The 12948-nt window shown below is 69.9% G+C and carries 8 protein-coding genes; all 8 read right to left on the reverse strand.

The genetic code is table 11. From position 1 onward, the window contains the following. Positions 1-170: 170 nt before the first annotated feature. Positions 171-2483 (reverse strand): S9 family peptidase, encoded by a 2313-nt coding sequence (locus D588_RS0114225; protein ID WP_017916459.1) that lies wholly within the window; start codon positions 2481-2483, stop codon positions 171-173. A 139-nt stretch (positions 2484-2622) separates the two neighbouring features. After that, entirely contained in the window at positions 2623-4194 is a 1572-nt protein-coding gene (locus D588_RS0114230) for an APC family permease (protein ID WP_017916460.1), read from the reverse strand. Between the two features lie 370 nt (positions 4195-4564). After that, positions 4565-6397, reverse strand: coding sequence for a DUF885 family protein (locus tag D588_RS0114235; RefSeq protein WP_017916461.1), 1833 nt, complete (start codon positions 6395-6397; stop codon positions 4565-4567). Continuing rightward, entirely contained in the window at positions 6394-8226 is a 1833-nt protein-coding gene (locus D588_RS0114240; RefSeq protein WP_017916462.1) for a DUF885 family protein, read from the reverse strand. Before D588_RS0114240 ends, D588_RS0114235 begins: the two co-directional genes overlap by 4 nt. Before the next feature lie 82 nt (positions 8227-8308). Beyond that, positions 8309-9517: a Xaa-Pro peptidase family protein gene (locus D588_RS0114245; protein WP_017916463.1), complete on the reverse strand. Its 1209-nt coding sequence runs from the start codon at positions 9515-9517 to the stop codon at positions 8309-8311. Beyond that, positions 9514-11106: an aldehyde dehydrogenase family protein gene (locus tag D588_RS0114250; RefSeq protein ID WP_017916464.1), complete on the reverse strand. Its 1593-nt coding sequence runs from the start codon at positions 11104-11106 to the stop codon at positions 9514-9516. Before D588_RS0114250 ends, D588_RS0114245 begins: the two co-directional genes overlap by 4 nt. Before the next feature lies 1 nt (position 11107). Beyond that, positions 11108-12013 (reverse strand): dihydrodipicolinate synthase family protein, encoded by a 906-nt coding sequence (locus D588_RS0114255; RefSeq protein ID WP_017909351.1) that lies wholly within the window; start codon positions 12011-12013, stop codon positions 11108-11110. After that, positions 12010-12948, reverse strand: a 939-nt coding sequence (locus tag D588_RS24840) for an FAD/NAD(P)-binding oxidoreductase (RefSeq protein WP_017916465.1), incomplete at its 5' end; no start/stop codon positions are given. The genes D588_RS0114255 and D588_RS24840, both read right to left, overlap by 4 nt.

A 12948-nucleotide genomic window follows, 5' to 3' on the forward strand; every position in this document is an offset into this window, starting at 1 on the left:
CCGCGCGATGCCCCATAACCCGGTGCATCTCCCTTACCCTCATCCGCCCCTACGGGGCACCTTCCCCCCAAAAGGGGGCCATGGTCCCGACGGGAGAAGGAAAAACGCGAGCCCGAGGAACAAGAACCACCGCGCCTTTACGAATCCCCAATCCCAAATCCCGGCCCCACCTACAACCGATTCCACGCCGGCGTCGGCTCCCCCAACAGATGCCGCACGAAGAAGTCGTACTGGCGCCGTTGCACGTAATCGATGGGGCCGGTGGAGCGGCCGACGGTGTGTTCGCCGCCGGGCACGACCAGCAGGTCGAAGTCCTTGTTGGCCTTGATCAGCGCGTCCACCACCTGCCCGGTCGAGGCCGGGTCGACGTTGCTGTCCTGCTCGCCGCCGATCAGCAGCAGGTCGCCACGCAGCTTGGCCGCATTGTCCACGCCGGAGGCGCGCGCATAGCTGGCATCCACCGGCCAGCCCATCCACTGCTCGTTCCAGCTGATCTTGTCCATGCGGTTGTCGTAGCACCCGGCATAGGCCACGCCGACCTTGTAGAAGTCCGGGTGTCGCTCCAGCGCGCCCAGCGTGCTCTGCCCGCCGGCCGAGGCACCGTAGATGCCGACGCGGCCGATGTCGTAGGACGGATCCTGTGCGGCCAGCGCCTTGTGCCAGGCGATGCGGTCGGGGAAGCCGGAGTCGCCGAGGTTCTTCCAAGCCACGTCGTGGAAAGCCTTGGAACGGTTGGCCGTGCCCATGCCGTCGATCATCACCACGATGAAGCCCAGGTCGGCCTGCGCCTGCATGCCGATCTGCTTGTCGCCGCCGGAGTGATAGCCGAACGGCCAGAAGGTCTTGGGCACGAAGGAATCGTGCGGGCCGGCGTAGATGTTCTCGATCACCGGGTACTTCTTGTGCGGGTCGTAGTCGCGCGGCCGCACCACCATGCCCCAGATGTCGGTCTTGCCGTCGCGGCCCTTGGCGACGAAGGTCTGTGGCGCGCGCCAGCCGGCGGCCTGCAGCTTGCGGATGTCGCCGCGCTCCACCACCTGCAGCAGGCACCCGTCGATGGCATGCAGTTCCATTACCGGCGCCATGTCCGGACGCGAATACACGTCCACGTAATGGCGCCCATCGTCGGCGATGGCCACGTCGTGGTCGGCATCGGCCTGGGTCAGCCGGGTCAGGTGGCCGCCGTCGAAATCCACCGCGAACAGTTGCCGATAGTACGGATCCTTGCCCGCATCCATGCCGCTGGCGGTGAACCAGATGCGCCGCTGTGCATCGTCCACGCGCAGCACATCGCGCACGATCCACTCGCCCTTGGTGATCTGCGTCTTGATCCGGCCGCTGGCACCGTCGAACAGGTACAGGTGGCGCCAACCATCGCGCTCGGAGATCCACAGGATTTCCTGGCCCAGGCCGTCGACATCGTGGTGGTAGCTGCGGTCGGCGTACACGAAGGTCTTGGCGTCCTCGCCCACCGCCACGTGCGCCTTGCCCGTGGCCGCGTCCACCGCGATCGCGCGCATGCGCTGGAAGCCGCGCTGCACGTAATCGAACACGAAGCTGGCGCTGTCGCGTCGCCACTGGATCGGCGAGAGCTGGTACGGGTTGGCGAACAGCGCGTCGTTGATGGGCAGGCGCTTGGGCGCACCGCCGCGCGCCAGCGCGCCGAGGTCGAACAGCACCGGTCGCTCGATGTCCACCGCATCGCCCGGCTTGGGATACAGCTGCGTGCGCACGATCGGCTGGCCGCCGCCGGGCGGCGCCGCCTCCACCCGGGTGACGCGGCGGGGAAAACCGGGCTTCACCCGGTACAACGCCAACCGCTGCGAATCCGGCGACCAGGCAATCGTTTCCGGGTCGTAGAAATCGTCGCTGCGGCCATCGTCGGCCAGGCGCAGCGTGTGGCCGTCCGCCACTGCGCGCAGCATCACCGCATTGCCGTCGACATAGGCGTCCCAGCGTCCGTCCGGCGAGCGCCGCGGAGTGGCATCGGCCAGCACGCTCAGATCGCGCACCACGCCGAAACCGCGCGGCCGCGGCTGCGGACCGCTGTCGGCGCGCGCGCAGACGTAGGTGGTGAGCGTGCAGCGCCACGGCGTCTCATCGAGCTCGAAGGCGATCGCCGCCTGCGGCTGGCCGCCCTCGGCGACGTAGGCGAAGCGCGTGAACGGCAGGCGCAGCGCCGGATACGTGGTGCCGGTCGCCGCACTCAACGCGCGCGCCAACTGCTGCTGGTCGAACGCCGGCTGCTTGCGTTGGCTGGCCACGTCCTCGACCTCGAAGGCGAAACCGCCCGGCACGGTCTTGCGGTAGTAGAACGCGCCGTCGTCGCGCCACTGCGCCGGCCAGGTCACGTTCTCGGTCAGGCCGATCCAGGCCTCGCGCAGGCCCAGCGAGCGCTGGTAGTCGGCGACGCTGGGCGCGGCCTGGGCGGCGCCGGCGCAGCAGGCCAGTGCCATGACGATCGATACGACGAACTTGTTCATTCGGTTTCCAAAAATCTCATGACGCGCTGTTTCCCGTAGAGCGGCTTTAGCCGCGACGGGCTTTCCCGTTGACGTCTGCCGCAGCCAATCCCACAAAAAGGGACAAGAACCGTCCTACGCCTCTCCACACACGCAACGGCTACTCCCCGTCATCCTCTTCCAACGCCAGTTCCTCCGGACGCAGGCCGCTGCGCGCGCCCCAGTGGTAGCAACCCAAGGCGATCGCGGCCACGCACAGCGTGTCCCAGGGATGGGCGATCCAGCCGCTGCCGCCGAAGGTGCCCAGGCGCGACACCACCAACACCAGCGCGAAGAACACGATCAGCCACAGCACACCGCGCACCTGCCGCCACAGCCGTGCGCGGCCGGCCGCGTTGGGCAGGCGATACAGCACGTACAGCGCGAACATGGCGATCTGCAGGCCGAGCAGCCACGACAGCGTGTTCCAGGTCGACCAGTACACGATCAGGCCCGCAACGATGAACGACAGCGGCCCGAGCAGCGCCATGCCGCGCAGCCGGAACGGCCGCGGCAGTTCCGGCGCGCTGCGCCGCAACGCGGCCACGGTCACCGGCGCCACCGCATAGCTCAGCACCAGCGCCGCCGACACCACGTTGATCAGCGCCTCCCACGAGGGGAACGGCAGGGTCCAGAACACCGACAGGCCCAGGCTCAGCCACAGCGCCGGACGCGGGATGCCGGAGGCGGCGTCCACCTTGGTCAGCACCGGCATAAAGCCGCCGCTGCGCGCCCAGCCGTAGACCACCCGCGGCGTGGCGTTCATGTAGATATTGCCGGTGCCGCTGGGCGAGATCATCGCGTCGCAGATCACCAGCGCCGCCAGCCAGCCCATGCCCAGCGCCAATGCGATGTCGTGGTACGGCAGTGAGAACGCCTTGTCGATGCCGCCCCAGCCGTTGGCCAGATGTTGCGCCGGCACCCCGCCGAGGAAGGCGAGCTGCAGCAGCACGTAGATCACCGTGGACAGCGCCACCGACAGGATCAGCGCGATCGGGATATTGCGCTGCGGATCGCGCACCTCACTTGCCACCGACACGATCGGCGTGAGCCCCAGGTAGGCGAAGATGATGCCGCCGGCGGAAATCGCCGCCTCCACCCCGGCCGCGCCGAACGGCGCGAAGCCCTGCACGTGCAGGTTGCGCACATCGAAGTGCGCCATCAGCAGCACGATCACCAGCACCGGCACCAGGAACTTGAACACGCTGACGATGTTGTTGGCGGTGGCGAAGGTCTTGACGCTGTAGTAGTTGAGCAGGAAGAACGCGACCAGCAGCGCCAGTTGCAGCAGCCAGCCGGCGACGCTGGGATGGGTACTGCCTGCCTGGTTGAGCCAGGGGAACCACGCCGCGGCGTATTGGCGTGCCGCTTCCACTTCGATCGCGATCAGGCTGGAGAAGGCGATCAGGGTGATGAAACCCATCAGCCAGCCCAGCAGCACACCGTGCGAGTACTCCGGGTAGCGCACCACGCCGCCGGCGCGCGGCAACGCCGCGCCGAGTTCGCAGTACACCAGGCCCAGCAGCAGCACCGCCACGCCGCCGGCGATCCACGAGACGATGCCGGCCGGCCCGGCGATCGCCGAGACGTGGCTGGCCGAGAACAGCCAACCGGACCCGAAGATCGAGCCCAAGCCGATGAAGGTCAGATCGGTGAGGCTCAAGCGCTTGTGGAACTTGCCTTGTGCGGCCATGGCGTCTCCCGCTGGATTGGTGTCACTGGCGATTCGATGATCTGCGGCGTTCCCTACCCTCACCCCAACCCCTCTCCCGGGGGGAGAGGGGCTTATTGCTCCCTTCTCCCTCCGGGAGAAGGTTCCCCGAAGGGGCGGATGAGGGGCCGGGCGAAGCCTCGTGCAGTTGAAACACCGCACTCGCTTCGCGCCCCGACCCTCACCCCAACCCCTCTCCCGAGGGGAGAGGGGCTTTGCTTTTTCCTTCTCCCTCCGGGAGAAGGTGCCCCGCAGGGGCGGATGAGGGTACGGCGAAGCCTCGTGCAGCTGAAACACCGCACGCGCTTCGCGCCCGACCCTCACCCCAACCCCTCTCCCGGGGGGAGAGGGGCTATTGCTTCGCCGCCTCCTTCGACCAAGGCGACTTCCCACCCTCGGCAATGAACCGGTCGATGCGCTGCTCCAGCACCGGCAGCGGCACCGAGCCCGTCTCCAGCACCGCGTCGTGGAACGCGCGGATGTCGAACTTCTCGCCCAGCGCCTGCTCCGCCTTGCGCCGCAGCTCCAGGATCTTCAGTTCGCCCAGGTAGTACGACAGCGCCTGTCCGGGCCAGGCGATGTAGCGGTCGACCTCGGTGGTCACCTCGTGCTCGCTGAGCGCGGTGTTGTCGCGCAGGAACGCCTGCGCCTGCTGCCGCGTCCAGCCGTCGTGGTGGATGCCGGTGTCGATCACCAGCCGGCACGCACGCCACATCTGGTAGGTCAGGTAGCCGAAGCGGTCGTACGGGGTGTCGTACATCCCCATCTCCTGCCCCAGGTATTCCGAGTACACCGCCCAGCCCTCGCCATACGCGGAAATGAAGGTGTAGCGTCGGAAATCCGGCAGGTTGTCCTGCTCGGCCGCCAACGGCATCTGCAGCGCATGACCAGGCGAGGACTCGTGCAAGGTCAGCGCAGCGAGGTTGTACAGCGGCCGCGACGGCAGGTCGTAGGTGTTGACCAGGTAGATGCCGGGGCCACCGCGGCCGCCGGTGTAGAACGGCGCCAGGTCCGCCGGCACCGGCTCGATCGCGAAGCGTTGCCGCGGCAGCCGGCCGATGTAGTCGCCGATCTTGCCGTCCACGCGCTTGGCGATCCACGCCGCGTCCTTGAGCAGTTCTTCCGGGGTCTTGGCGTAGAACTTCGGATCGGTACGCAGATAATGCAGAAACGCCGGGAAGGTCTGCTGCCCCGGCGGGGTCTTGAAGCCGCTGTCGGCGATCGCCTGGTCCATCTCCTTGCGCAGCCGGGCCACCTCCTTCAGGCCCACCGCGTGGATCTGCTCGGGGCTGAGGTCGAGCGTGGTGTATTCGCGGATCTGCGCGCGGTAGTACGCCGCGCCGTCGGGCAGCGATTCGGCGGCCAGCGCCGGGCGTGCCTTGGGCAGGTATTCCTCGCGCATGAAACGCAGCAGCTTGGCGTAGGCCGGCACCACCTGCTGGGCGATCGCCGTGCGCGCCTGCGCGCGCAACTGCGCCTGCAACGGCGCCGGGATCGTCGCCGGCATCTGCTTGAACGGGGTGTAGAACAGATTGGTCTCGCCAGGCGCCTGCGCGACCTCGGCGATCGACTGGTCGCGGCCCTGCAGGGTCACTTTGGGCTGGGCGAAACCGCGCGCCAGGCCGGCGCGCATGTTGGCGATCTGCTCGTCGAAGTAGCGCGGGATGTCGGCAAGCTGCCCGAGGTAGCGCTGGTAGTCCTCGCGGTTGCGCAGGGTGGCGCGCGCAGTGAATCCCAGGTCGCTCCAGAACGCGGTGTCGCTGTTGAACGGCATTTCCCAGGCGCGGAACCGCTGCTGGTCGAGCAGCACCTGCAGTTGCTGGCGATAGACCTGGTAGTTCACCTGGTCCTGCGCCGACAACTGCGCCGGGTCGATCGCATCCAGATCATGCAGCGTCTGCTGCCAGTAGGCGGTGCGCTGCGCCTGGGTGGCCGGATCGACCTTGGGCAGGTGATCGGCCGCCTGCCCTTGCGCGTCCTCGTCGTCGGCGCCGGCGAATTGCTCCTGGCGCCATTTCCACTCGCGCTGGTACAGCGCCTTGAAGCGCGCGCCGGCATCGCCGGCGGGGGCAGCGGCCGCCGGCGCGGCGATCTTTACGGGCGCGCCGGCGGCAGTAGCCTGCCAGGCCAGGGTGCACGCGATGGCCAGGGCCAGCGCCGTGCGCAGTCGGGAACGGGAGGTCATCGCGAAGTCTCCGAAGTGGCGGGGGTGCCGGCCTGGACCTGGGCGATCCAGGCGTCGATGCGCGCGTCCAGCAGGTCCAGCGGCATCGCGCCGCCGCCGAGGATGGCATCGTGGAAGGCGCGGATGTCGAAACGATCGCCCAGCGCGCGCCTGGCCTTCTCGCGCAATGCCAGGATGTCCAGTTCGCCGAGCTTGTAGCCCAGCGCCTGGCCCGGCCAGACGATGTAGCGGTCGGTCTCGGACTGGATGCTGGGCTCGTCGTCGGACGGATGCGCGTGGAAGAAGTCGATCATCTGCTGCCGCGTCCAGCGCTTGTAGTGCACGCCGGTATCCAGCACCAGCCGATTCGCGCGCAGCAGCTCGCCGGCCAGGCGGCCGTAGTCGCTGTACGGATCGCGGTAGAAGCCCACCTCCTTGCCCAGCAGCTCGGCGTACAGCGCCCAACCTTCCACGTAGGCGTTGTAGCTGGATTGCTGGCGGAACGGCGGCAGCGGCAGGGTCTGCGCCAGCGAGATCTGCAGGTGATGACCGGGCACGCCCTCGTGATACGCGGTGGCCTCGATGTTGACCAGGGTACGGTGCGCGTAATCGCTGGTGTTGACCATCACCAGCCCCGGCTTGCTGCCCTGCGCATCGCTCTGCCAGTACTCGGCACCGGGCGCGGTGGCGCGGAACGCGGGCATCGCGCGGACCTCCAGCGGCGTCTTCGGCAGCGTACCGAACAACGTCGGCAGCTTCGGCTGCATCTGCGCGATGTCGTCGCGGTAGCGCTGCAGGATCTGCTCGGGCGAGGTGGCGAAGAACTTGCGATCATGGGCCACCCCCTTGCGTAGCGCAGCCAGATCGGCATAGCCGAGCTGCTTGGCGATGACGCCCATCTCGCCCTCGATGCGCGCGACCTCGGCCAGGCCGGTCTGGTGGATCTGCTCGGGCGACTGATCGGTGGTGGTCTGGGTGTGGATCGCGAAGCGGTAGCGGCGCGCACCATCGGGCAGCGACCACAGGCCTTCGTGGACGCGACCCCGCGGCGCGTACTCGTCGGCGACGAAGTCGGCGAGCTTGCGATAGGCCGGGCGCACCTGCTGGTCGATCGCCGCGATCATCGCCGCGCGCAGGCGCGGCCGCTCCGCCTCCGGCACGGCCGCGGGGAATTGCCGCAGCGGCGCGGCGAACGGACTGTCGGCCCCGGCCGGTGCGGCGATCTCGCGCACCTGCGCGGGAATGCGCTCGAGCAGGTACTTCGGCTGTACCAGCCCGTCCCTGGCGCCGGCGCGCGACAGCGCCACCACCTGGTCGAGCAGCGCCGGGACCGCCTGCAGGCGCTTGATGTAGTCCTCGTAGTCCTTGACGCTGGCAAACGGAAACGCCTGCGCGTAACCGGGCAGCGCGACCTGAATGCCGCCGACCGGCTCCAGCGGCATCTCGTCGTTCTTCAACGCGATCGCCTCCAGCCGGTCGCGCAACTGCCGCTGCATCATCTGCAGGCTCAACTGCTCCTGCGCCGACAGCGCCTTGCCGTCGATCGCATCGAAGCGCGCCAGGAACGCAGCGGTGGCCTGGCGTTCGGCCTCCAGCGCGGCGAGCGAATAGTCGCTCCAGCGATCGTTGTAGCGGCTGTCGCCGATGATGCTGGCGAACTCCGGATGGTGTTCGAGCTGGTACTGCCACTGCGCATCGAGCAGCGCGGCGAAGGCCTGCGATGGCGAGGTGCTTGCCTTGCCCGGCGCCGTTGCGGCCGGCGTGGAAGGCGCCGACGGTGCCGACAGCTGACAGGCGCTCAGCAGGGCCAGCGCCAGGATGCTGACGACGGGCAGACGTATGTGCTTCATCGACGAACTCCGCAGGGCTGCACGCGCCCGTGACACACCGCGGCGGCCGCCGCGCAAACGTGGCAGGCGGCCGCCCTGCGCATCAGGCGAACGGCCGGTCGATCGCCGGCGACGGCGGGGTGAACCACTGCGCGCCGTCCTCGGTGACGTAGAAATGATCCTCCAGGCGCACGCCGAACTCGCCCGGCACCACGATCATCGGCTCGTTGCTGCAGCACATGCCCGGGGCCAGCGCCAGCGCATTGCCGCGCACCAGGTACGGCGCCTCGTGGATGCTCATGCCGCAACCGTGGCCGGTGCGGTGCGGCAGCCCCGGCAGCTGATAGTCCGGGCCGAGCCCGGCACGCTGCAGCACCTTGCGCGCGGCCTCGTCCACCACCGCGCAAGCCACGCCCGGCCGCACCGCGGCGAAGGCCGCCGCCTGCGCGTCGTGCTCCAGTTGCCAGATGCGTCGCTGCTTCTCGCTGGGCTCGCCGAAGATGTAGGTGCGGGTGATGTCGGAGTGGTAGCCCTGCACGGTGCAGCCGGTATCGATCAGCACCAGTTCGCCCGGGCGCAGCGCCTGCACGCCGGGAATGCCGTGCGGATACGCGGTGGCATGGCCGAACTGCACGATGCAGAAGGTCGAGCCGTTGTCGGCGCCGAGCGCGCGGTGCGCCTGGTCGATGAAGCGGGTCAGTTCCGCGGTGGTGATGCCCTCGCGGACCAGCCCGGCGGCCAGCCGCTGCACGTGCAGGGTCATGTCGCAGGCCTGCTGCATCAGCGCCAGTTCCGCCGGCGACTTGCGCATGCGGCAGCCGTCGACGATGGCCGCCGCATCGCGGATCGCGATCCGGCCCAGCACCGCCGTCAGCCCGGTGTGCACCGCGAAGGCCGCGCCCGGGTCCAGCGCCAGGCTCTGCGCGTCCAGTTCCAGCAAGGCCTCGGCGACCAGCGCGTGCGGATCCTCGTGTTCCTGCCACAGGCGCTTGCGCACCGGCACCGACAGCACCGCGTCCAGCGAGCCTTCCTCGAAGGCCGGGCAGATCAGCAGCGGATCGCCTTCGGCGGTGAGCAACATCGCCACCAGGCGCTCGCTGGCGCCCCACGGCACGCCGGTGAAGTAGCGCAACGAAGCGCCGGCACCGATCAGCAACGCGTCGGCGCCGTGCGCGCGCATCAGCGCGCGCGCGTTGGCCAGACGCTGCCGGTACTCCTGCTGCTGGATCGCCGGCGCGCGGTGCGGCCACGGCGCCAGTTGCGCGTGCGCCTGCTCCAGGGTCAACCCGCCGATCTGGGCCTGCTCGCTCATGCGCGCGGCTCCACGTCGGCGGTGCTCCAGCTGCCGTCGATCAAGCGCTGCACGCCGCCGGGATTGCGGTCGCGCAGCAACGGCGGCAGCAGCGCGTCGGGCACCCCGTCGTAGCTGTGCAGCGCGGCGAAGCGGCGGATCGCCGCGGGCATGCCGACGGCAGTGAAGCCCGGATGGCCGGTGCTCGGATAGGGGCCGCCATGGTTCATCGCCGGGCTCACCGCCACGCCGGTCGGCATCTTGTTGCAGATCAGGCGGCCGACCCGCGGACGCAGCGCCGCGGCCAGCGCGGCGAAGGCCATGTCGTCGCTGCCATCGGCGGCGCGATAGAGCGTGCCGGTGAGATTGCCCTCGAAGCTGCGCGCCAGGGCGGTCAACTGCCCCAACCCGCCGCCGCGCACGATCAGGCTGACCGGGCCGAACGCCTCGGTCTGCAGCGCCTCGGGCTGCTGCAGGAAGGCCTCGGCCGACACTTGCAGCAGGGTCGGCGCATGCCGATAGCCGGGACCTGCATCGGCCTCGCCACCGGCCAGCACCGTGGCGCCGGCATCGCGCAGCGTACCCACGCTGCGCTGCAGATGCTCCAGCACCCCGCGCGAGAACAGCAGCGCCGGCGCAGCCGCGGCGAAATGCGCGGTGGCCGCGGCGACGAAGGCATCGCCCGCCTCGCCCTCGGGCACCACCACGATGCCCGGGTTGGTGCAGAACTGGCCGCTGCCCATGGTGCAGGAGGCGAAGAACTCCTGCGCCAGCGCCGCACCGCGTTCGGCCAGCGCGCCCGGCAGCAGGAACACCGGATTGACGCTGGACAACTCGACATAGGCCGGCACCCCGGCGCGGTCGGCGGCGGCCTTCAGCGCCAGCCCGCCGGCGCGGCTGCCGGTGAAGCCGATCGCGCCCAGCCGCGGATCGCCGGCCAGCTCCAGGCCCAGCGTGCTGTCGAAGTGATACAGCAACTGCACCGTCGCCGCCGGCAGGTCGTTGGCCAGCAGCGCCTGGTGCGCGAGCTGGGCCAGGCGCTGGCTGGTGGCCGGATGCGAGGGATGCGCCTTGGCGATGACCGGATTGCGCGCGACGATGGCCGAGGCGAAATCGCTGCCGGCCACCGCGTTGAACGCGAACGGGAAATTGTTCGGGCCGAACACCAGCACCGGCTTGTGCAGCGGCCCCAGCTGCGCGCGCAGGCCGGCCGCGGTGTCGATCACCGGCTGCGCCCAGCTGTGGCTGCGCGCCGCCTGCGCGGCCTGGCGCAACTGCCCGCTGGCGCGCGGCAGTTCCACCTTGGCCAGGCGCGGCTCCACCGGCAGGCCGGTTTCGGCGTGTGCCAGCGCCACCAGCCGTTCGACGTCGGCGTCGATCGCGTCCGCATACGCATCCAGGAACGCGGCGATGCGTTCCGGCGCGGCCGCAGCCAGCGCATCGGCGCTCAGCGCCGCCGCGCTCAGCGCCGCTTCCAGGTCGGCGGCGCCGCTGATCGGGAACGACGGACCGAACTCGCTCCCGTCGCGCGGGTCCTCGGCGCGGAAGCTACCGCGCTCTTCCAGCGAGGCCTGCCAATGGCCGGCCAGCAACAGCGGTTGCATGCTCATCTCAGTGCCCGGGATGGGTGGCGATGGCGTGGTCGATGACCTTCAGCGCGGCCTCGCGCTCGGCGCCTTCCAGCACCAGCCGCGGCGCGCGCACGCGCTCGCTGCCCAGGCCGACCTTCTCCTGCACCAGCTTGATCAGCTGCACGAACTTGGGCACGGTGTCCAGGCGCAGCAGCGGCAGGAACCAGTCGTACAGCGCCTTGGCCGCCGGGTAGCCGCCGTCGCGGGCCAGCTCGAACAGCTTCACCGACTCCTTCGGATACGCGTTGACCAGGCCGGCGATCCAGCCCTTGGCGCCCATGCTCAGGCCTTCGACGATCGCATCGTCCATGCCCACCAGCAGCACCAGGCGGTCGCCGAGCAGCTCGCCCAGCGCGGCGAAGCGGCGCACGTCGCCGGAGGATTCCTTGACCGCCTGCAGATTCGGGAACTCGGCCGCCAGCTCGGCGATCTGCGCCGGGCTGAAATCGGTCTTGTAGGCGATCGGGTTGTTGTACAGGATCGCCGGCAGGTCGGTGGCGGCGATCACCGCGCGCATGTGCGCGCCCATTTCGCGCCAGTCGGTGGAATACACGTAAGGCGGCAGCACCATGAGGCCACCGCAGCCGACCTGCTTGGCCGCCTGCGCCAGGCGCACGGCCTCGTCGGTGGACAGCGCGGCGATGCCCGGCACCACCGGGATGCGGCCGTCGACCGCCTGCACCAGGGTCTTCAGGATCGCCAGCTTGTCGTCGAAGCTCAGCGTGGCCGCCTCGCCCAGCGAGCCCAGCGGCACGATCGCGGTGCAGCCGGCGTCGATCATGAGCTGCGCATGCTTGGCCAGGAACGCGTGGTCGATGCTGCCGTCGGCGTTGAACGGGGTGGTGATGGCCGGCAGCACGCCGTACCAGAAGGAAGCCTTGCTCATGGATGTACACCTTGTGGAGAGTTGCGAAGGGATGCCGCGCGCGACGGCGCGGCGCAAGCGGTGTCCGGAGCGGGATCCGGACAGGGATGGGCCAGCGCGTCCAGACGCGCCGGGAACAGCGGCGGCCGGCGGCCGTCGTCGGAGAAATCGGATGCGCGCGCAGCCAGCCCCAGCTCGGTCAGCGCACTGCCGCAGATGCGGCCCTGGCAGGCGCCCATGCCGCAGCGCGAGGCCAACTTGGCGTCGCGCAGGTCGGCATGGCCCTGCAGCGCGGACAGCGGCACGTCTTCGCAGCGGCACACCAGCGTATCCGGCGCGGCCAGCGCATGGATGCGCGGGTCCAGCGCGAACTGCCGCTGCAACAGCGCGGCGAAGGCACGCGCGCGGCGTCGCTGCGGTTGCAGCGCCTGCGCCTCTGCGTCCTGGCCGGCGGCCAGGTGGCCGGCGATGGCGCCTTCCACCCGCGCGCAATCACGCCCGCCGATGCCCAGCGCCTCGCCGGCGGCATAGACGCCGTCGACGCTGGTGCGCAGTTGCGCATCCACCGCCACGCACGGATGCGCGCCGCTGCGGCCCAGCCGGCAGCCCAGCAGTTGCGCCAATTCCACGTTCGGCACCAGGCCGTAGCCCACCGACAGTTGATCGCAGGCGAGACGGCGGCGGCCGCGCGGGCCGTCGATCTCCACCTCTTGCACGCGGCCCTCGCCATACGCGGCCAGCACCACGCTGCCGGCGTGGTAGCCGACCCCGGCCAGTTGCGTGCGCAGCGCCAGCGCCTGCAGCGCCTTGTCCGGCCAGCGCAGCGGCAACTGCGCGGCGAATGCGGCCAGCGCGCGCCACGGCGCCTGTTCGACGATGCCCAGCACCTGCGCGCCGTGGCGATGCAGCGTCGCCGCCGAGGCCAGCAGCAGCGGCCCACTGCCGGCGACCAGCAC

This window comes from Xanthomonas sp. SHU 308 (assembly GCF_000364645.1).
Taxonomy (GTDB): Bacteria; Pseudomonadota; Gammaproteobacteria; order Xanthomonadales; family Xanthomonadaceae; genus Xanthomonas_A; species Xanthomonas_A sontii.